This window comes from Streptomyces sp. NPDC001513 (assembly GCF_042894695.1).
GTDB lineage: Bacteria > Actinomycetota > Actinomycetes > Streptomycetales > Streptomycetaceae > Streptomyces.
Genome location: NZ_JBIAVU010000001.1, coordinates 112,027 through 129,848, shown reverse-complemented (window position 1 = coordinate 129,848; position 17,822 = coordinate 112,027). Strand labels below are relative to the sequence as shown.

Here is a 17,822-nt window from a genome sequence, read left to right as displayed (position 1 = left end):
GATTCGGTACTTCCATTGGACGCCTCTGACCTGCTGTTTCAGTAGAACGATCGTCCGGGAGACTTGCCTGATCCTCCCGAGTGCGGGATGGGGAAGCCGGTCCTGTGCTGCACTGGAACCATGGATCTGGAAGAGCTGCGGAGCCTGCTCACCCGGCATGCGCGCCCGGACGCGACCACGGCCATCGACGGGGTGCTCGTATCGAAGGTCGACAGTTCGGACGCACCGGAGCCGGCGACCACCGGCACCGTGCTCGCGGTCATCGCGCAGGGCACCAAGCGCCTGGCCGTCGGGGACCGGGTCCTGGAGTACGGCGCCGGGCAGTACCTCGTGGCCTCCGTCGACCTGCCGGTCACCGGCCAGTTCCTGCGCGTCGGACCGCACTGCCCGGCCCTGGGCTTCGGCCTGCTGCTGGAGCCCTCCGACATCGCCGAACTGCTGCTGCTCGCCGGTCCCGGGGACGTCCCGCGGGCTGGCGGCGGCGCCGTGCCCGCCCTCGCCGTCTGCGACGCGCCCGAGGAACTGCTCAACGCGGTGGTGCGCCTGCTACGGCTCCTCGACCGGCCCCGCGACCGCGCGGCGCTCGCGCCCCTGCTCAAGCGCGAGATCCTGTGGCGGGTGATGACCGGGGAACAGGGCGGCACCGTACGCCAGCTCGGTCTCGCCGACAGCGGCCTGAGCCATGTGGCGCGGGCGGTGGCGTGGATCCGCAGCCACTACGCGCAGCCGTTCCGGGTCGAGGACCTGGCACGGCTGTCCGGCATGAGCCAGTCCGCCTTCTACCGGAACTTCCAGGCCGTGACCGCGATGAGCCCGCTGCGGTTCCAGAAGCAGATCCGGCTCCAGGAGGCGCGGTTGCTCCTGGCCACCGGTCCCGGCGACGTGACCGGGGTCGCCCACCGCGTCGGGTACGACAGCCCGTCGCAGTTCAGCCGTGAGTACCGGCGGCAGTTCGGTACGCCGCCCAGCAAGGACGCCGCCCGGCTGCGACTCGACGACCATCGATCGGCAGCGACCTGACCCTCATCACCCTCATCGGGAGGGTCAGGCACCGGTCGACGATGATGGCCATCAGACCACCTCGGCGAGTTCGCTCTTCATGTCGCTCGCCTTGCGCAGCAGACCGCGCATGATCACGATGAGCATGACCAGGCACGCCCCGATGCCGGTGGTCGCGGTCGCGGCGGCCAGGGCGCCGATGAGCTCCATGCCGTCATCGGGGGACGGGATGGTGGCCAGCATCAGGTGGCAGGTGACGGCGAGAGCCAGGAGCGTCGCCGCGATGGTCGAGCCGATGACGGTGTCGACCCACCGGAAGGCCGCCGACGAGAAGATCGCATCGCGCTCGACCATGCCGAGCAGCTTCCACGCCGCAGCGAGGACGACCTGGACGCAGGCGACCCCCGCGATGGCAACCAGCGTGTAGGGCAAGGCGTACGGGGCGTACGGGGGGAAGCGGTCGACCTCGTCGGCTGCCGTGGTGGGGATGACGACGAGCTGACCGAAGAGGCCGAAAAGGATCGCCGCTGCGATGCCGCCGCGAAGCACGGTGATGAGGAAGCGATGCATGCATCGATAATCGATCGATATCAATCGATAGTCAATAGATCCATGTAGGCCGCCGCTGCCTGCCTCCTGCCTCCTGCCTCCTGCCTCAATCGGACGGGGGCGCGGCCGAGGACCACACGCCGAACCACTGCTCGGCGCCGAACTCCTCGAACCGCTCCACCTCGGTGAACCCCAGCTTCTTCGCGACGCGTTTCGCGCGGTCGTTGGCGGCCTGGGTGGTGAGTACGACCGGCTCCCCGGGCCGCGCGTCGGCGAACCAGTCGAGTGCCGCCGCGCACGCCTCGGCGGCGTACCCGTGTCCCCATGCCTGCGGCAGGAACAGGTAGCCGAGTTCGGTTTCCCCGGCTTCCGGGCGGACATGACCGGGCCGCTGGGCGTCGCGCGGATCGAGTGTGGTCATGCCGACCATCGCGCCGTCGAGCTCGACGACGAAAAGGCCGGGGCGGCGCCCGGGCACCTCCGGCATCGCGCGCTCGAGCTCGTCTCGTGGTCGGGAGCCGCCGATGTAGCTGCCGACCTCCGGCGACGCGAACAGCTCGATGAACGCCGGACGGTCCCGGGCCTCGGACGCACGGAGCACGAGCCGCTCGGTCCTGATCAGCGCAGGTGGCCAGGCGACAGGGCGCGCTGTGATCTCATCCGGCATGGAACGGCTCCCGATCCCTCTCGGCCACGCGCTCGACCTCGTATGGCCGCGATAGGCAACGACTTCTGACGCCGCCACACATCAGGACGCACCCCGACGCAAGGCCAGTTGCGTCCGCCCGGAAAGATCCGCCGGGCGCGGCCTGGTGGCCGCATCGTTCTGTTACCGGGCCATGACACTCCAGCGCTTTTGAACGCGCTCAAGAGCCGCTAGGTTCTTGAACATGATCAAAATTGGGTACGGGGCATGGGTGAGCGAGTTCCAGGCCGAACGGGAACGCCGGGCGGCTCTCGGCGACCCCGACTGGGGGAAGGGTGCGCAGCTGCCGGCCGAAGTCGTCCGCAGCATCCAGAAGTTCCAGGTCGGCGAGGACGGCGACGGTTCCGCGCTCTGCGGCAAGGCCGATCTCGCGGGGGATCCCGTCTACTCCGAGGCGGTCCGGCTCTTCATCGCCGAGGAGCAGAACCATGCCCGGATGCTGAAGCTCCTGCTGGCAGCCGGTGGGGCGGGCACTCTCGACGGGCACTGGAGCGACGCGGCCTTCGTACGGGTGCGGCGGCTGCTCGGACTGAGGGTGGAGCTGCTGGTGTTGATGATCGCCGAGGTGGTGGCGCTGGGGTACTACCGGGCCCTGCGCGACGGCGTCGCCGACCCGCTGGCCTCCGAGGTGGCGGGCCGGATCCTGGCGGACGAGGAGCGGCACGTTCCCTTCCACTGCCTGCGCCTGCGTGAGGGGCTCGCCGGGCTGCCCCGGCCTGCCCGCCGGGCGGTGGCGGCCGGGTGGCGCGGACTGCTGGCCGGCGCCGCCGTCCTGGTCGCCGTGGATCACGGCCCGGCCTTGCGCGCGTTGGGGGTGGGCCGCGGTGCGTTCGTCGCGCAGACCCTGCGCTCCTCGGCGTGGATGGCCCGCGCGATGTCGGGCGGCCCGGTTCCCGCACCGGCGGGCGCTGATGCGGGCGTGGGCGCGGCCGCGGCTGTGTGACCTTGCCGTTGTTGGGGGAGCGAAGGTGATGCGGCCGGTGGCGGCTGATGGCCGTCACTGGTGCGGGACGGCGATGCCGGCCGCGCGCAGGTTCGCCTCGACCAGCGCGTTCAGCCGGGCGATGGACGGTGCCTGGTCCTCCCGGTGGTGGTTGACCAGCCCGTAGCGGGAGGCGGCGTCGGCCCGGTTCCGGAATCCGGTCGGCGTCGCCAGCAGTGCGCGGTCGCTCAGCAGCTTGTCGGACAGCGTCGACGCCAGCTCCTCGATCCGGGGGTCGTCCGGATCCCAGGACCTCGCCTCCCAACCGCGCTTGGTCAGCTCGACGTGCTCGGGATCGTCCAGGGATTGTTCGAGCCGGGTCAGGAAGCTGTCGAAGATCTCCGGAACCAGCGCCCGGGCCAGTATCAGGGCCTCCCGCTGGCCGGCCACGTAGTCCGGATCGAAGCCGAGTTCGGCGTGTCGGTCCATGACCGCGCAGGCCCGCTCGGGCAGCAGGACCCGGTCCCCATGGGCGAGCCGGTGCAGCGTGTCGCGGCGCCCGATCAGGTCCTCGATCCGTTCGGTGAGCCGACGATGTACGTCGTCCAGGGCGGCGGCGAACCGCTCGGGGTCGGCGTCGAGCAGGTCGCCGATCTCGGCCAGCGGCACGCCGGCCCCAGCCAGGGTCCGTACCTGGACCATGCGGAGCAGGTCGGCCGACGCGTAACGCCGGTAGCCGGAACCGTCACGTTGCGGCTCGGCGACGAGCCCGAGCCGGTGATAGTGCCGCACGGTCTTGATCGTGACGCCGACGAACGCGGCCGCCTGACCGATCGTGAGCTTCGGGTACGGGTCGCGGGTGATCACAGGGCGAGGGTAACGGGCATCCGTTCGAGCGCATCACCCTTGCCGCCGAGGCCGGCACCCGACGACGCGACGCCTGCGATCGGTGTCGGTCAGTCCGTGATCGCGACAGGTGTTGACCTTGACCTCGGGTCAGGGTCCAGGGTCATCGCACGGCCACCTCGCAGGGGGCCGGGTAGCCGGCAGGGCTGCCGCGGGATCGAACACCGCAGACATGGACATGGACAAGGGGATTCATGATGGGAACAGGCAACAGCGGCTTCTCCGAAGACGGCCTGCGCAGACTGCACGACGTGCTGGCACGGCATGTCGAGTCCAAGAAGATTCCCGGGCTCGTCGCCCTCGTCAGCCGCGGCGGCCGGACGCACGTAGAAGCCATCGGGACGATGCGCCATGACGGTGGGGGCGCGCCGATGTGCCGGGGCACGATCTTCCGGATGGCGTCCACGTCCAAGCCGGTCACGATGGCAGCGGCGATGATCCTGCTCGATGAGCAACGGCTGCGGCTGGATGAGCCGGTGGATCCGTGGCTGCCCGAACTCGCCGACAGGCAGGTGCTGAAGCGGCCCGACGGCCCGCTGGAGGACACCGTGCCGGCACGGCGACCGATCACCGTACGGGACCTGCTGACCTCCACGTTCGGACTCGGATTGGATTTCGAGTTGCTGAACTCCCCGATCAGGGCCGCGACTTTCGAGCGCCTCGACTACAGCGTGGCATCCGGGCCGGCGCCCGAGCCGGACGAGTGGATGCGCCGCCTCGGCGAGCTGCCGCTGTCGTACCAGCCCGGCGAGCGGTGGCAGTACGACCTCAGCAACGAGGTGCTCGGCGTGCTGGTCGCCAGGGTGACGGGCCGACCGCTGGAGACGTTCCTGCGTGAACGCGTCCTCGATCCGCTGGGGATGAAGGACACCGCCTTCCACGTGCCCGCAGGCAAGATCGACCGGCTGCCGCCCCTCTACGGGCCCGATCCGCAGACCGGAGAGTTCCTGGTGTGGGACGAGGCGGTCGGCGGAAGGTCCAGCCGGCCTCCGGCCTTCCAGGGCGCCGGCGGCGGGCTCGTCTCCACCGTCGACGACTACCACGCCTACTACCGGATGCTGCTGAATCACGGGATGCACGGCAGCGAACGGATCCTCTCCCGGCCCGCCGTCGAGCTGATGACCACCAACCGCCTCACGCCCGGGCAACAAGCCGCCCGGGACGCCATGTACGGGAACATCGCCCACATGACGTTCGGTCAGGGACTGCACGGGGGCTGGGGCTTTGGGATGGCCGTACGCACGCATCGCACCACCTACGCGCCCGTCGGCCAGTTCGGCTGGGACGGCGGTACGGGCACCACCGCCTACGCCGACCCGGCCAACCAGCTCACCGGAATCCTGCTCACCCAGGTTGGGATGTCCACCCCGGATTCACCGCGGCTCATCCACGACTTCTGGACCACGCTCTACCAGGCCGTCGACAACTGACGGCGAGTGGCTCATGGGTCGACTCGACCCGACGGCCGTCACAGCACTCCGAGCTTCTCCTCGACTGCCTTCACGGTGCCGGTGACGCCCAGGAAGGTGGCGCCGGACGAGCCGATCGCGACGAGCGCGCCCGCTCCCAGGTGGCGGAAGAGGATGAAGGCGACGAGCGCGCCGACGGTCCCGCACAGGACGGCGATCAGGAGCGCCATGACCTTCTCGGTCCTCGACGGTCCCGCGGCCGTGTCAAGGGCGGCCGCCTCAAGGGCGGGCGCAGCATGGGGGATTGCCGGGGTCGGCGGGGTGACTGGTTGGTCTGCCATCGGCGGGGACCGTCTTTCTCGTGCCCTGCCCCTGCCCTCGTGAGAGGAGGGGCGGCCGCCGCGGTGGCGGCCTGAGAACCAGGAGACGGGACCGGCTGACGGCGACTCCAGACTTCACCCCTATAAGAAAATCTTGTAGGCAACTGCGCTTGTTTTGTACGCCGTTCAGCCCGTTCACGCAGGTGGCAGGCTCGACCGAACATCAGTGCACAAGATCGACATCATAGTGTATACGCCACTGAATGAGACATTCAGCCGGTAAGGGATGCTTGGTGCTCCGCGCGAGTCGCAAAGGAGCGGCGCACAGTGAGTACTTGGCGTGATCTGCTGACCGAAGCCGGCCACTGGGGGGAGTACCGCGGGGCCCTGCGAGCCCTGCAGAAGGACGAGGGCCCCAGCTTCAAGGACATGGCGGTCCGGAGTGAGGAGCTGGCCACCCGCGACATCCCGGGCGTCACGTCCTGCTCGGCCGGCACCCTGCACAAGCTCACCAACTCCGAGCTGTACAGCGCGCCGAAGTGGGGCCAGGTGGAGGTGTTCGTACGGGCCTGCGCCGAGCACGACGCGGAGCGGGGCAGGGAGGTGGACGGCGAGGCGGTCCTCCGCCTATGGAAGGACGGCTTCCGCAGGTTGAAGGGCGAAGTGCCACTGCCGGATCGGCCGGATCGGCCGGAGCTGCCAGATCGGCCGGATCTGCCGGAGCGGAAGGGGAGGATCGGGCTCGTGGTCGCGGCAGGCGTGGTCGTCGTGCTGGCCGCCGGCGCAGTGGCGTTCAACTGGCCGTTCTCCGGCGGCTCGGGGGACGACGGGAAGCCCGACGTGCCCGCCTCGTCGGCGCCGCCGACCGGCACCCCGACCCCGACGTCGAGCGCGACGCCGCCCGTCGTGAAGTCCGAGCGGTTCCCGTCGCGCATCGCGTGGTCCGACAACGGAGGTTCCACGATCGTGCAGGTCTACTCCGACTACTCCGACAGCGCCCAGGGCCGCGGGTCGCTCACGGGCCACGCCTACGACCTGGGCCAGGACCTGGTCGTGCAGTGTCAGGTCGCCGGGCGCGCCGTCCCGCTGGGCGACTACCGCGGCCCCGCGCAGCGCAACGGCCTCTGGTACCGGATGACGACGGGCGAGTACATCCCCGCCATCTACGTCGACACCGGCCGTGACTCTCTTCCCGCCTGCTGACCGCCCGCTCGCCCGCCCGTCCTCAGAAGCGAAGGGGAACCCCCATGACGTCCGATTCCCGTTCCCGTCCCCGATCCGCCCCACCCCGTGGGAAGACCCGCCGGCTGGCGCTCAGCGCCGCCGCGGTGACCGCGATCGCCGTCGCCGCCGCCGGGATCGGCTACGCGGCCGGACACTCAGGGCCGGCCGCCGACGACAAGGGCCGCCTCGAGGCGGCCGGCAAGCCCTCCGCCCTGCCGTTCCCGGAGATCACCCGGACCTCGGGGCTGAGCCGGGTGAAGACCGACAGCCCGGGCTACCCGGTCAAGATCCGCCCCTGCCCGGGCCTGGCACCCCAGGGCAGCCACGACTGCCAGGGCGTGGTGCAGCTGGAGGACGGCGCGGCGGTGCAGATGTGGTGCCTGCAGGACGGCATGGCTCCCGAGGGCTACCCCGCCACCCACAAGCGGTGGTTCTACGTGATCCAGGCCGAAGGCAGCCCGAAGCCCGGCGAGACCGGGTGGGTCTACTCGGCCCTCATCCCTCCCTCCGAACAGATCCGGGTCCCCGACTGCACCATCGAGCGCATCCTCGAGGCCGGACCGCTGCCACCGGCCCAGCCCGACCCCGACCCCGACCCCACCAAGGCGCCCGAACCCACCCACGCGCCGCCGTCCCCTGTCCCGCCCGTCACCAAGGCGCCCGTACCGACGGCCACCCCGCCCGTCGTGCCGCCACCGGCCACTACCCCGCCCCCGCCCCCGCCGCCCGCCCGGCACACGGTGCGCGAGCAGAGCGGCAGCCACGGCTCACCCACCTTCCTCACGCCCCGCAACGCCTCCGGCCCGGGCGAACGGATCCCGGCGCACGCCTGGGTCGAGGTGGAGTGCAGGGTGCATGAGCCGGGGATCGAAACCGCCAACCCCGGCGGCTGGTGGTACCGCATCGCCTCCAGCCCGTGGAACGGCCGCTACTACGCCGTCGCAAACACCTTCATGAACGGGGACACCCCCGGCCAGCAGCCCCCCACCGATACGGACTGGTCAGTCCCGGTCTGCTGACCGCGCGGCCGCGCGTTTGCCGGAGCGCGGGCACCCTGCTAGCTTCGGGCGATTTGATCACTCGGGGTGGGAGGTGGTTCGAGGTGACCAACACAGGAATCCTGTACGTGGCCGGATGCGTGATGCTGGCATTGGTCACGGCGTGCGGAAGCTCGACGAAGCCCCAACCGGCGATGCCGGCTGCCGAGCTGCGGACACACCTCCTGCCCGCAGCCCTGCCGGACGGCTGGACCTCCGTGGCCGAGCCCAAGGACGAGAAACCGAAGAGAACCGCGGCCGCGTCGGCGACACCGCCGTCCTGCACGGACCTTCTCGACGGGCAGAGCGTGGTGGACGCGAGTACGACGGGATCGTCCGCGTCCGCAACGGCCATGTTCAGCGGCGGACACTCCGTCGGAAACGGTGTCATACCCGGCACGGAGACGCTCTACTCGTTCCCGGGTGACGGCGCGCACCAGGCGATGCAGGACATGCGCAACCTGGTGGGCCGGTGCCGGAGCGTGGAACTGCCCCATGCGTCCTGGGAGCCCGCCGAGACCGCCGGTTTCGCCGTCGCCGAAGGCCCCCGACTCGGAGATGAGAGCCTCGTCATCCACGCGACGGTGACGGCGGGCGCCACGAGCACCGAGGGCGACCCGCAGAGCGCCGACGCGACTGTTGTACGAGTGGGGAGTTCGCTCGTCGTCATCAGCAGCGTCCTCTCGCTGACCCGCGCAGAGGCCGACGCCGTAGCGGCGTTCATGCCCGTTGCCGTGGAACAGATCAAGTCGCACCACCCCAAGCCCGTCGACGCGAGCTCGTGAACACCCCTTGGCGTTCAGCCGGCTTCACGGCTTCACGGCTTCACCGCCGGGACGCCCCGAGGGTCTCGTCGGCCGTCTCGAAGCGGTGCTCCGTCGGCTTCAGGACTTCGTGGAGGTGGCCGAAGTAGTCCGTTTCGGCCGTCCCCGCGAGTACGGCCATCAGGAAGGCGAGGCACCCCGTGTCGTGGGCCTCCCACAGCGGTCCCCGCCCCTCGTTGTAGAGCACGGTCCACTGGTCGGGGTGCTGACCGGGCCGCGCCAGCCAGTACAGGAACGCCCCCGTGCCCCTCCTCGAACGCCCACGGCACGAGCCGCGCCCCCGCCTCCAGCAGTCCCACAGGTCGGTCAGGGGTGTTCCGACTGGGCGTAGAGCCTGGCGGCGAGGGGGCCGAGGGCCGTGCCGTAGCTGTGGGAGTCGTCGCTGCTGACGTTCACGGCGACCACTGTTCCCATGCCCGCCGGATCGAGGTCGACGATGTACGGGCCGCCGCTCGAACCGACGCCCATGAGGCAGGGGATCCGGAAGAGCTTCGGCGCGAGCCACGGCTGCTTGCCAGGGCCCTCGCAATGCAGCACCCGACTCGTGTAGGGGTAGCCGAACTGGTGGGTCGGGTTTCCCGGTTTCGCGCCGAAGGCGATCCGCTGGGCTCCGACCGCCCCCGAGACCGTCCGTCCATTCGCGGCGTGGTTCATCTCCAGCATCGCGACATCGTTGCCGTCGGCCTGCCAGTCCTCGGCCATGTGCACCCGGCGTACGGTGAACCCGCCGTAGGGGCTCTGCCCGTCCCGGTAGCCGGGAACGAAGTACAGGTTCTCGTCCCATGTCGCCGTCTTCGAGGAACCGCCGGAGAGTGGCGTGCGCACGCAGTGGGCTGCGGTCACGACGGTGTTCGTGCCGACGACCGTCGCGGTGCAGGCCGCGTCCTGCCCGCCCGTGACATAGATGCGGCCGACGGTCAGGGCGATGACGCCCCCCTGATCCCATTCCGGCTGCACGAAGTCCTCGGACCGCTCCGTCCGCGCCATCCCGGCGATCCCGTGGCTCACCCAGTACCGCTCGACCTGCTGCTGCTCGGCCACACTGAGCGCCGCGTCATGGGCCAAGACCTTCGCTTCCGCCGTCCCGGCCTGGGTTGTCGACGGTACGCATCCGGCGACCGAAACGAGCAGCACCCCCGCCGCCGCCCAACTCCGAGCGCGTCTGAGTATCACGTGTTTAGCCCCCCAAGATCGGCTCAGGCTACTTCACGCCGCGGACCGCCCCCGGACAGCGGGTCTCCGGCCGGGCCGGGCTCGCGGGAAAAGGGTTTCGTCTGTCGGTTCCCGCCCGCGTACGGTCTGCGGATGATGAGGACCACGCCATCCAGGCCGGTATCTGTGGAGGGCGTGTTCCCGGAGCTGGCCGCCCACCGGGGGCGGACGACCCGGCTGCACCCCAGGCCGGGGCGGCCCGGCATGCGCGACAGCCATGTCGGCGGGCCGATGCTGTGGCCGGCCGGCGAGCCGTGGCCGGTCTGCGACGAGCCGCACCAGCCGGAGACCGAGGGGTACGCGCCGGACGAGATCCGCAGAGCCCGCGCCGCGGGCGCATGGCTGGCGAGCCTGTCCTGGCCCGGCGGCGGAACGCCGGGGGAGGGCGGATCGGTGCCGTTCGTGGGGCTCGCCCAGTTCTTCCGCCGGGACATCCCGGGCCTGGCGGCCGGGCCCGACGGCGCGGATCTGGTGCAGCTCTTCCGCTGCCCGCTCACGCACGGTGCGTACCTCGAGCGCCGCTACGTTCTGCGGTGGCGACGGGCCGCGGAGACCGAAACCGCCGAAGACTTCCTTGCCGCCCCTCCCCAACTGCCCCTGCTCCGGTGGGAGGACGAGCTGCCCGAGCCGTGCGTCCTGCACCCCGAACAGGTGGTCACCTACCCGTGGGCGGAGGACGACACACTGCCGGCCCCGCTGATCGCCCGTATCGACGCCTGGGACGACGCCCAGACGGCACAGCACGGGCGGGAGGCGCCGAGCTACCAGTCCGACCTGTCGATCCCGCCCGGCTGGCGGGTCGGCGGCTTTCCCAGCTGCGCGTCGACGGGCCCGCTGACCGTCGACTGCGCGTCCTGCGCGACCCCGACCCCGATGCGGCTGCTGCTGACGGCCGGCGGCGACGAGTTGGACGGCGATTCGCACAGCTGGGTTCCGCTGGAGGACCGCGACCCGTCCCTCCAGAGGAGGGACGCCATCCGGTTCGATCGGACCCTGGCGACCCCCACCCGGCTCCGCTTCGGCCGGGACCGGGACCTGCACGTCTTCACCTGCCCGGCCACCCCCGGACACCCACCTCGATGGCTGCTCGCATAGGCCACGTGACGCCTGTCCGCCGAGGTCGCGGACGAGGACGACGAATGCTTCGCCGGCGGTGTCCCCCCTGCTCGTACGGGGTATCGCACTGGCCGTCGACGCCGCGCCCGCCGAACACCCACTGGTCGTACTGGCCCGACTCGGGCACGTTGTAGCGCGGCTGGTCGAGGGGCGTTTCTACGCCACCAGGTGCGCGCCCCGCTCACTCCGAGGGCTCAGCCAGTCCGGCCTCCCGCGCGCGGGTCGACCGGTGTGAGGACGCCGAGTCGGTCCTCGATCGCCTGGGCCGCGTCCAGGCACAGGTCTTCCCGGAACGCGCGCCCGACGATCTGCACCCCGCAGGGCAATCCGTCGACCAGCCCCGTAGGTACGGCCACACCGGGCACGCCCACGAAGCTGGTCACGGTGCACAGCCGCATCCCCGACCCGACCCGGTCCCTGCCCGGCCTGTCACGCGACTCCAGCCCCGGCTCGACCGGCGGCTCGGTGAAGACCGGGCCGAGCAACAGCGGGTATGCGTCGAGGAATTCGGCCCATGAGCGACGGATGTTCATCCAGGTGCCCATCAGCTTCATGAACTCGTCCGCGCTCGCGGGCGGAGTCTGCTCCATCATCATCTCGACATAGCGGTCCCCGCCCTTGCCGAGCAGCGTGCGCACCACCGGCCAGCTCGGCGCGAACTCGGTCACGGTGATCCGGCCGTACGCGTCAAGAGCCTCGTCCATCCTCGGTACGTCCTCCACCTCTCGCACGTCGTACCCGGCGTCGCGGAGCGCGGCGGCCGCGGTCGCGACGGCTCCGCGGATCGTGGGGTGGACGCCGTGCCCGCCGGGATCCGCCACGACCGCGACCTTCACGCGTCCGGGGAGCGGTTCGCCGTATACGGGCACCGGTACGGCGCGCGGGTCTCGCGGATCGGTCCCGGCCAGGACTTCGTACGCGAGCCGGAGATCGCCCACGCTCCGGGCCAGCGGGCCGTCGGTGACCAGCATCTGGGACGCCGGGCCGGGGTCGTCGGGGCCGAGGATGCGGTGGTCGGCGGGGAACCGGCCCGTGGACGGCTTCAGCCCGGCCACACCGCAGAACTGGGCCGGGATGCGCACCGACCCGCCGGAGTCGTTGCCGAGCCCGAGCGCCGCCATGCCCGTGGCCACGGCCACCGCGTCGCCCCCACTGGAACCACCCGGGGTCCGGCTGCGGTCCCACGGGTTGACCGTGTCGCCGAACAGCTCGCTCCGGGTGTGCATCCCCGCCAGGATCAGGGTGGGTATGTTGCTGTGCCCGATGGGGATGGCCCCCGCCGCGCGCAGCCGCGCCACCGGGGGCGCGTCGGCCGACGCCACCAGATCGCGGAAACGCTCCGTGCCGAACGTGGTCGGCACGCCCTCGATCGCGGTGCTCTCCTTCACCGTGAAGGGCACCCCCGCGAGCGGTCCCAGCGCTTCACCGGCGGCCCGCCGACGGTCCATCCGTGCCGCGGCCTCCCGTGCGCGCTCCGCCAGCAGCTGCGTGACCGCGTTGACCTGCGGATTGACCTGGGCGATCCGATCCAGGTGGCTGTCGACCAGTTCGACGGCCGAGATCTCCGCGCTGCGTACGGCCTCCGCCTGCGCGGCGGCCGGCATCTTCCACAGGGCGTCCCGGGTGTCCTGAGTGTCCTGAGTGTCGTGAGTGCCCTTGTCCTGCATGGCTTTTCCCTCCCCCTCCCGTACCGATGCGCTTGCATCGGTATCAACCTGTCGAACCGTACCCCTGGAACCGATACGGCCGCATCGAATAAAGTGCCGCGAACGCAGAGCGCGTGCAGCAGGGAGGGGATCGGGCATGCCCAGGCAGGTGGATCACGCGGGCCGACGCCGCCTCATCGCCGAGGCCGTCTGCCGCCTCGCCGACGAACGCGGGCTGGAGGGGGTGACCCTTCGCGATGTCGCGGCCCGCGCGCAGGTGTCGATGGGCGCCGTACAGCGGTGCTTCCACACCAAGGAAGAGATGCTCGTGTTCGCGCTCGGACACATCAGCGAGCGGATCATGGAGCGCGTACAGGCCCGCCTCGTCAGGAGCCCGGCCCAGTCGGCCGGCACCGCCCTGGGGCACGCGGCCACCGAGATTTCACTCCTCAGGGAAGAGCACCGCGCCGAGGCCAGGGTCTGGCTCGCGTTCGTTGCGCAGGCGGCCGTCAGCGAGGTGCTCGCGAGGACGCTGCAGGCGAACTACGCCACCCTGCAGGAGGCGTTCACCCGCCTCATCTCGGAGGCGAGCGAGGGTACCGACTGTGCGGTCCCTCTCGATCCGCAACGCGAGGCCCGCACCCTACTGGCCCTCGCGGACGGCCTCACCGCGCACGTCCTCATCGGCCACCTCACCGCGCAAGAGGCGTACGACGTTCTCGACGCCCATCTGGCCGGCCTCTGGGCGGGGTGAAAGGTATTCTTGAAGGTATTCATCGATGCATACTCGATCGAGGCCTGATCTTGCAGCTGCACATCGACCTCCGCTGGCTCCTGGACCGGCAGGAGGAACTCCTCGGCAACGAGCTGGGAGTACGGGACTACTCCGGTCTGGTGGCCGCGGTCGCGCGGCACCGCGTGAACACCCCGGCGTTGACGGCCGACGAACCCGACGCGTACTGGCGGTCGGCGGCGCTGCTGGAGCAGATCGTGCTGCTGCGGCCGCTGCCCGCCAGGAACGAGTACTTCGGCTACGGCGTGGCGGTGGCCTACCTCAGGGCCTCCGGCCACGACGTGGACACCACGTTCGAGCCCTGGCGCGCTCTGATCACCGACATCCGCGCACTGCGCCTGACCGTCCACGACGTGGCCGCCCGGCTGCGCGCCATGCGTCCGGAGTCCTGAACGAGGCCGTGGACCTGCGGACCCTGCGTCAGGTGCCCGTGATGGGGAAGAGCTGGTCGGTGCCGGTCAGCTCCAGCAGGTGGATGACCTGCGCGGTCGGGGCGTGCAGGCGGATCTGCCGACCGTGCTCGTGGGCGGTGAGGCGGGCCTGGAGGAGGGCGTTGAGGCCGGAGGAGTCGCAGAACGTGAGCGCGGCGAGGTCGACGACGATCTCGTTCGGACAGTCGGGCCGGGTGATCGCCGCGTGCAGAGCGTCCCGCAGCAGAGACGCACGGTCAAGGTCGATCTCACCGCTCACCCGTACGACGACGCTCTGTTCCCCGCGCTCCACCCGCACCAGCGGTACTCGGACTTCTTCCCGGTCATCTGCCATGCCGCTCAGCGTACGGGGGCCGGAGGGCGCGGTGACAGAATCGCGCAGGTGGCGCGAGCTGAAGGGGCCTCAGAACCTCAAAACCTCAGACCTCAGACCTCAGACCTCAGACCTCAGAACCCACCCTCGAGACCTGTGACCGCCGGAGGTCCCAGGGGCGCGTCCTTCTCCGAGAACCCCAGCTCCTCGAGGGCGCCGGCCAGCAGGCGTACGGCTTCCTCCTCGGCCGTGGCCCGGTCCGCGGCCTCGACCTCGAGCCGGACGGAAAAGGTTCCGCCCTCGTGGACCGTGAGCAGTTCCACGTCTTCGGCCTCGCTCAGGTCGGTGTGGTGCGAAGCCAGCCTCCTCGCCAGCTTGGAGCGAGCTGCATCGTCGACGTCCCTCAGGAACGTGCCGGGCACGGTGATGACGTAGGTGGTCACTGCTGCCTCCTGTCGGTGGGCAAAGGGCTGCACAGGGATGCGTTGTGGATGCCCCAGTCTCGCGCTTCAAACCTCCTCAAGCCCGGTACATCCGCCTACCGCATGTCGCCGGGCGGACCGCCCCGCCCCGCGCGGCCCCGCCGTCGGGCAGGGCCGCACGGGCAAGCCGTAGCGCCCGCACTGAATAGAGCGGCCGGTACCGGCCAGGAGCGGGGGTGAGGATCCGGACGAACTGGATGGAGGAACGAGGAATGACGATGAACTGGCGCCACGAGGCCGCCTGCAGGTGGGAAGACCCCGATCTCTTCTTCCCGGTGGGCTCCAGCGGCCCGGCCCTTGTCCAGATCGAGGAAGCCAAGGCGGTGTGCAGCCGTTGCCCGGTCCGGGAGAACTGCCTTCAATGGGCGCTCGAAGGAGGCCAGGACTTCGGTGTGTGCGGCGGCATGAGCGAAGAGGAGCGCCGGGTGGCCAAGCGGCGCGCGGCTCGGGCCGCCCGCGCACGATCGGCAGGCTGACCTCGCCTCCTCGTTCCCGTGGCGCCTGGTCACGACCAGGCCCACGTACCCGAGATGGGACCCTTCGTGGACGGGGCGGTGGTCAACGATGAAGCCGGCGGGTTCGAGCGGGCATGGGACACCCGCATGCCCGCAGGCGCGTCGCCCCGGTACAGCAGCTGCGGACGTTCCCGCTATCGGGCGACCTGCGCGTCGTGCCGGCGTTCCTGTTCCTGCGCCGGGCCGGCGCCCCCCCGTAGGCCACGGCGGTCGCCCGCGCGGCCGGCGCTGTGGCGCACATGAGTCCTCGTACTCAGAACGCAATGGACGCGCCGTCCCAGCTCTCTTGGCGGGCAGCGGGCGATAGCGTGATCGCATGGAACAGCGCATCACCCTGGTCACTCTGGGAGTGTTCGATCTCGCACGTGCCAAGAGCTTCTACGAGGCCTTGGGCTGGCGGGGACAGGAGGTCGAGGAGACGGTCTTCTTCCAGGCCGGCGGACTCGCGCTGGTGCTGTGGGATCGCGACAAGCTGGCACGCGACTGCGGTGTGGAGCCCGGGCCTGCCGGCGGCCCTGGCGGCCCTGGCGGCTCCGGCGGGTTCGGCGGGATCGCCCTGGCCCACAACGTCCGCTCCGAGGCCGAAGTGGACGAGCTGCTCGCCGCAGTACGACGGGCGGGCGGCCGCGTCACCAAGCCCGCGGCCGTCAATGCGATCGGGTTCTATTCCAGTGCCTTCGTGGATCCGGACGGCCACGCCTGGGAAGTCGCGTACAACCCGCGATTCCCCCTTGCCGCAGACGGATCGGTCACCCTGCCCGACTTCGGCGGCCTGCAGAACTGAGCGAGGCAGCACGACGTCCGGCCGGACAGGGATCGGCGGGTGGCGACTGAGGGGAGAAGGTCAGGTCCTGGCACCGCGGGCGATGCGGTACAGGACGTTCGCACGCAGTGGCCCTTCGGGTTCGGTGAGGTCGTCGAAGTCGTCGGCCGGGTCCCGCGTCATTCCGATGCGGCGCATCACCGCCTGTGAGCGGACGTTGGTGGCCGTGGTCACGGCGAGGATCTCGGGAAGTCCAAGCGTGTCGAAGCCGTGGGCGAGGACCGCCAGCGCGGCCTCGGAAGCGTAGCCCTGGCCCCAGGCCGAACGGGCGAGCCGCCAGCCGATCTCCACGCCCGTGAACGGCATGTCGTCATCCACCCGGTCCAGGCCCGCGAAGCCGATGAACTCACCGGTGGCCTGTACCTCAACCGCCAACCACCCGTAGCCTCGGTGATCGAACTCGGCCTGGTACCGCGCCACGGCGGCATCGCTCTGTTCGCGGGTCAGCAGGTCGCCCAAGTGCTCCCGGACCTCAGGATCGGAGTTCATCGCCGCCCACGGTTCAAGGTCGGAGTCACGCCATCGACGGACGGTGAGGCGATCGGTACGCAGTTCAGTCATGCCGCCCAGCCAACGCGAGGTCCGGCCTCGGGGCAATCTCATTTCCCGGGGACAGCCACACACGACACGGAAAGCAGATCGATACCAGTGAACAACTACGACAGTTTCGCCGAGGCCTATGCGGCGGAGAACGAGAACAGCCTCGTGAACGCGTACTACGAGCGGCCCGCGATGTTGGCGCTCGCCGGAGACGTCGCCGGCCGTCGCGTCCTGGACGCAGGTTGCGGCTCGGGGCCCCTGTCCGCCGCATTACGCGACCGCGGTGCGATCGTCACCGGCATCGACGCCAGCGCCGGCATGCTGCGGCTGGCCGGACAGCGGCTGGGTGACGACGTGGCCCTGCACGTGGTGGACCTGACCGACCGCCTGCCGTTCGCCGACGGCGCGTTCGACGACGTGGTCGCGTCACTGGTGCTGCACTACCTGGAGGACTGGGGGCCGACGCTGGCCGAGTTGCGCCGGGTGCTCAGGCCCGGCGGCCGGCTGATCGCGTCGGTGGACCACCCCTTCGTGGCCTACACGTTCCAGGACCCTCGGCCCGACTACTTCGCGACCACCAGCTATGCCTTCGACTGGACGTTCGACGGGCAGTCCTTCCCGATGAGGTTCTGGCGCAAGCCACTGCACGCGATGACCGATGCCTTCATGACGGCCGGCTTCCGCCTGTCCGTCATCAGCGAGCCGCAGCCCGACCCGGCCGCCCGCGAGCTGTTCCCCGACCAGTTCCCAGACCTGTCGAGCAAGACCACCTTCCTGTTCTTCGTCGTAGAGGTACCGGCTGACGAGCCCTAGGCACGGCCTGCCTCCGCCCCGCGGACGCACGGCGACCTCCCGTGGGGAGCCGGGAGGGCGTCGAGCCCGGGATGGTCCGGAGCCACACCATAAGCGCGGGGCCGGACGGGCCGATAGGCATATGACAAGGGAGATTCCGTATCCGGTCGGCGGCGACACCGCCAGCGCGCTTCGCCCGCGAGCCAGGTGGTCAGGGGCGCGGCGGCGAGTGAACGGATCGCGATGCCGGGGGGTGCGGGCAG

At 70.5% G+C, this 17,822-nt stretch carries 22 protein-coding genes; 12 read left to right on the top strand and 10 right to left on the bottom strand.

Annotated features, from left to right (window positions below):
• Positions 1-120 precede the first annotated feature (120 nt).
• A complete protein-coding gene (locus ACFYZ4_RS00705; RefSeq protein ID WP_351291048.1) occupies positions 121-1,020 on the top strand; it encodes an AraC family transcriptional regulator in 900 nt (299 codons plus the stop codon).
• A 51-nt stretch (positions 1,021-1,071) separates the two neighbouring features.
• Here ACFYZ4_RS00705 and ACFYZ4_RS00700 read toward each other — a convergent pair whose 3' ends face one another.
• On the bottom strand, positions 1,072-1,569 hold the full coding sequence (locus ACFYZ4_RS00700) for a DUF2975 domain-containing protein (RefSeq protein WP_351291046.1): 498 nt from the start codon (positions 1,567-1,569) through the stop codon (positions 1,072-1,074).
• A gap of 85 nt (positions 1,570-1,654) precedes the next feature.
• Complete coding sequence (locus ACFYZ4_RS00695) at positions 1,655-2,215, bottom strand: GNAT family N-acetyltransferase (protein WP_351291044.1); 561 nt, start codon at positions 2,213-2,215, stop codon at positions 1,655-1,657.
• Positions 2,216-2,438: 223 nt separating this feature from the next.
• Here ACFYZ4_RS00695 and ACFYZ4_RS00690 point away from each other — a divergent pair, with 223 nt between their 5' ends.
• Complete coding sequence (locus tag ACFYZ4_RS00690; protein ID WP_390782574.1) at positions 2,439-3,197, top strand: ferritin-like domain-containing protein; 759 nt, start codon at positions 2,439-2,441, stop codon at positions 3,195-3,197.
• Between the two features lie 54 nt (positions 3,198-3,251).
• On the opposite strand, the gene ACFYZ4_RS00685 is transcribed toward ACFYZ4_RS00690, so the two are convergent.
• Positions 3,252-4,043, bottom strand: coding sequence for a MerR family transcriptional regulator (locus ACFYZ4_RS00685; protein ID WP_390782573.1), 792 nt, complete (start codon positions 4,041-4,043; stop codon positions 3,252-3,254).
• A 236-nt stretch (positions 4,044-4,279) separates the two neighbouring features.
• Between ACFYZ4_RS00685 and ACFYZ4_RS00680 the strand changes: the two genes are divergently transcribed.
• Positions 4,280-5,512, top strand: a complete 1,233-nt coding sequence (locus tag ACFYZ4_RS00680; protein WP_390782901.1) for a serine hydrolase domain-containing protein — start codon at positions 4,280-4,282, stop codon at positions 5,510-5,512.
• A 38-nt stretch (positions 5,513-5,550) separates the two neighbouring features.
• Here ACFYZ4_RS00680 and ACFYZ4_RS00675 read toward each other — a convergent pair whose 3' ends face one another.
• Entirely contained in the window at positions 5,551-5,721 is a 171-nt protein-coding gene (locus ACFYZ4_RS00675) for a hypothetical protein (RefSeq protein ID WP_351291039.1), read from the bottom strand.
• A gap of 417 nt (positions 5,722-6,138) precedes the next feature.
• On the opposite strand from ACFYZ4_RS00675, the gene ACFYZ4_RS00670 reads away from it, so the two are divergent.
• The 3 genes from ACFYZ4_RS00670 (at position 6,139) to ACFYZ4_RS00660 (ending at position 8,857) form a co-directional block, all read left to right on the top strand.
• Positions 6,139-7,014: a hypothetical protein gene (locus ACFYZ4_RS00670; protein WP_390782572.1), complete on the top strand. Its 876-nt coding sequence runs from the start codon at positions 6,139-6,141 to the stop codon at positions 7,012-7,014.
• Between the two features lie 44 nt (positions 7,015-7,058).
• Positions 7,059-8,054 (top strand): hypothetical protein, encoded by a 996-nt coding sequence (locus tag ACFYZ4_RS00665; RefSeq protein WP_390782571.1) that lies wholly within the window; start codon positions 7,059-7,061, stop codon positions 8,052-8,054.
• Between the two features lie 83 nt (positions 8,055-8,137).
• Positions 8,138-8,857: a hypothetical protein gene (locus ACFYZ4_RS00660; RefSeq protein WP_390782570.1), complete on the top strand. Its 720-nt coding sequence runs from the start codon at positions 8,138-8,140 to the stop codon at positions 8,855-8,857.
• A 40-nt stretch (positions 8,858-8,897) separates the two neighbouring features.
• Here ACFYZ4_RS00660 and ACFYZ4_RS00655 read toward each other — a convergent pair whose 3' ends face one another.
• Together ACFYZ4_RS00655 and ACFYZ4_RS00650 are read right to left on the bottom strand one after the other, a co-directional pair.
• On the bottom strand, positions 8,898-9,083 hold the full coding sequence (locus ACFYZ4_RS00655) for a hypothetical protein (RefSeq protein WP_390782569.1): 186 nt from the start codon (positions 9,081-9,083) through the stop codon (positions 8,898-8,900).
• 119 nt (positions 9,084-9,202) lie between these two features.
• A complete protein-coding gene (locus ACFYZ4_RS00650) occupies positions 9,203-9,961 on the bottom strand; it encodes a trypsin-like serine peptidase (protein WP_390782568.1) in 759 nt (252 codons plus the stop codon).
• Between the two features lie 240 nt (positions 9,962-10,201).
• On the opposite strand from ACFYZ4_RS00650, the gene ACFYZ4_RS00645 reads away from it, so the two are divergent.
• Positions 10,202-11,203, top strand: coding sequence for a hypothetical protein (locus ACFYZ4_RS00645; protein WP_390782567.1), 1,002 nt, complete (start codon positions 10,202-10,204; stop codon positions 11,201-11,203).
• A 215-nt stretch (positions 11,204-11,418) separates the two neighbouring features.
• On the opposite strand, the gene ACFYZ4_RS00640 is transcribed toward ACFYZ4_RS00645, so the two are convergent.
• Positions 11,419-12,891: an amidase gene (locus tag ACFYZ4_RS00640; protein WP_390782566.1), complete on the bottom strand. Its 1,473-nt coding sequence runs from the start codon at positions 12,889-12,891 to the stop codon at positions 11,419-11,421.
• Positions 12,892-13,027: 136 nt separating this feature from the next.
• On the opposite strand from ACFYZ4_RS00640, the gene ACFYZ4_RS00635 reads away from it, so the two are divergent.
• Together ACFYZ4_RS00635 and ACFYZ4_RS00630 are read left to right on the top strand one after the other, a co-directional pair.
• A complete protein-coding gene (locus tag ACFYZ4_RS00635) occupies positions 13,028-13,624 on the top strand; it encodes a TetR/AcrR family transcriptional regulator (protein ID WP_390782565.1) in 597 nt (198 codons plus the stop codon).
• A gap of 50 nt (positions 13,625-13,674) precedes the next feature.
• Entirely contained in the window at positions 13,675-14,055 is a 381-nt protein-coding gene (locus tag ACFYZ4_RS00630) for a toxin Doc (RefSeq protein ID WP_351291021.1), read from the top strand.
• A 28-nt stretch (positions 14,056-14,083) separates the two neighbouring features.
• Here ACFYZ4_RS00630 and ACFYZ4_RS00625 read toward each other — a convergent pair whose 3' ends face one another.
• Positions 14,084-14,428, bottom strand: coding sequence for an STAS domain-containing protein (locus ACFYZ4_RS00625; protein ID WP_351291019.1), 345 nt, complete (start codon positions 14,426-14,428; stop codon positions 14,084-14,086).
• A gap of 113 nt (positions 14,429-14,541) precedes the next feature.
• Positions 14,542-14,850, bottom strand: coding sequence for a hypothetical protein (locus ACFYZ4_RS00620; RefSeq protein ID WP_351587558.1), 309 nt, complete (start codon positions 14,848-14,850; stop codon positions 14,542-14,544).
• 257 nt (positions 14,851-15,107) lie between these two features.
• Between ACFYZ4_RS00620 and ACFYZ4_RS00615 the strand changes: the two genes are divergently transcribed.
• The gene (locus tag ACFYZ4_RS00615) at positions 15,108-15,365 is read left to right on the top strand and encodes a WhiB family transcriptional regulator (RefSeq protein WP_351587632.1); all 258 of its coding nucleotides are present in this window, start codon (positions 15,108-15,110) and stop codon (positions 15,363-15,365) included.
• A 355-nt stretch (positions 15,366-15,720) separates the two neighbouring features.
• Positions 15,721-16,188 carry a VOC family protein gene (locus ACFYZ4_RS00610; protein WP_390782564.1) on the top strand — a complete coding sequence of 156 codons (468 nt, stop codon included), beginning with the start codon at positions 15,721-15,723 and terminating at the stop codon, positions 16,186-16,188.
• A 60-nt stretch (positions 16,189-16,248) separates the two neighbouring features.
• Here the strand turns inward: ACFYZ4_RS00610 and ACFYZ4_RS00605 are convergent, their stop codons facing one another.
• On the bottom strand, positions 16,249-16,788 hold the full coding sequence (locus tag ACFYZ4_RS00605) for a GNAT family N-acetyltransferase (protein WP_390782563.1): 540 nt from the start codon (positions 16,786-16,788) through the stop codon (positions 16,249-16,251).
• Between the two features lie 81 nt (positions 16,789-16,869).
• Here ACFYZ4_RS00605 and ACFYZ4_RS00600 point away from each other — a divergent pair, with 81 nt between their 5' ends.
• Entirely contained in the window at positions 16,870-17,580 is a 711-nt protein-coding gene (locus tag ACFYZ4_RS00600; RefSeq protein WP_390782900.1) for a class I SAM-dependent methyltransferase, read from the top strand.
• The last annotated feature ends 242 nt before the right edge of the window (positions 17,581-17,822 follow it).

Bases quoted from the DNA above. Each gene is read 5' to 3' on its own strand.
- ACFYZ4_RS00705 (WP_351291048.1), top strand. From the start codon at position 121: ATGGATCTGGAAGAGCTGCGGAGCCTGCTCACCCGGCATGCGCGCCCG.
- ACFYZ4_RS00700 (WP_351291046.1), bottom strand. From the start codon at position 1,569: ATGCATCGCTTCCTCATCACCGTGCTTCGCGGCGGCATCGCAGCGGCG.
- ACFYZ4_RS00695 (WP_351291044.1), bottom strand. From the start codon at position 2,215: ATGCCGGATGAGATCACAGCGCGCCCTGTCGCCTGGCCACCTGCGCTG.
- ACFYZ4_RS00690 (WP_390782574.1), top strand. From the start codon at position 2,439: ATGATCAAAATTGGGTACGGGGCATGGGTGAGCGAGTTCCAGGCCGAA.
- ACFYZ4_RS00680 (WP_390782901.1), top strand. From the start codon at position 4,280: ATGGGAACAGGCAACAGCGGCTTCTCCGAAGACGGCCTGCGCAGACTG.
- ACFYZ4_RS00675 (WP_351291039.1), bottom strand. From the start codon at position 5,721: ATGGCGCTCCTGATCGCCGTCCTGTGCGGGACCGTCGGCGCGCTCGTC.
- ACFYZ4_RS00665 (WP_390782571.1), top strand. From the start codon at position 7,059: ATGACGTCCGATTCCCGTTCCCGTCCCCGATCCGCCCCACCCCGTGGG.
- ACFYZ4_RS00645 (WP_390782567.1), top strand. From the start codon at position 10,202: ATGATGAGGACCACGCCATCCAGGCCGGTATCTGTGGAGGGCGTGTTC.
- ACFYZ4_RS00640 (WP_390782566.1), bottom strand. From the start codon at position 12,891: ATGCAGGACAAGGGCACTCACGACACTCAGGACACTCAGGACACCCGG.
- ACFYZ4_RS00635 (WP_390782565.1), top strand. From the start codon at position 13,028: ATGCCCAGGCAGGTGGATCACGCGGGCCGACGCCGCCTCATCGCCGAG.
- ACFYZ4_RS00625 (WP_351291019.1), bottom strand. From the start codon at position 14,428: ATGGCAGATGACCGGGAAGAAGTCCGAGTACCGCTGGTGCGGGTGGAG.
- ACFYZ4_RS00615 (WP_351587632.1), top strand. From the start codon at position 15,108: ATGAACTGGCGCCACGAGGCCGCCTGCAGGTGGGAAGACCCCGATCTC.
- ACFYZ4_RS00610 (WP_390782564.1), top strand. From the start codon at position 15,721: ATGGAACAGCGCATCACCCTGGTCACTCTGGGAGTGTTCGATCTCGCA.
- ACFYZ4_RS00605 (WP_390782563.1), bottom strand. From the start codon at position 16,788: ATGACTGAACTGCGTACCGATCGCCTCACCGTCCGTCGATGGCGTGAC.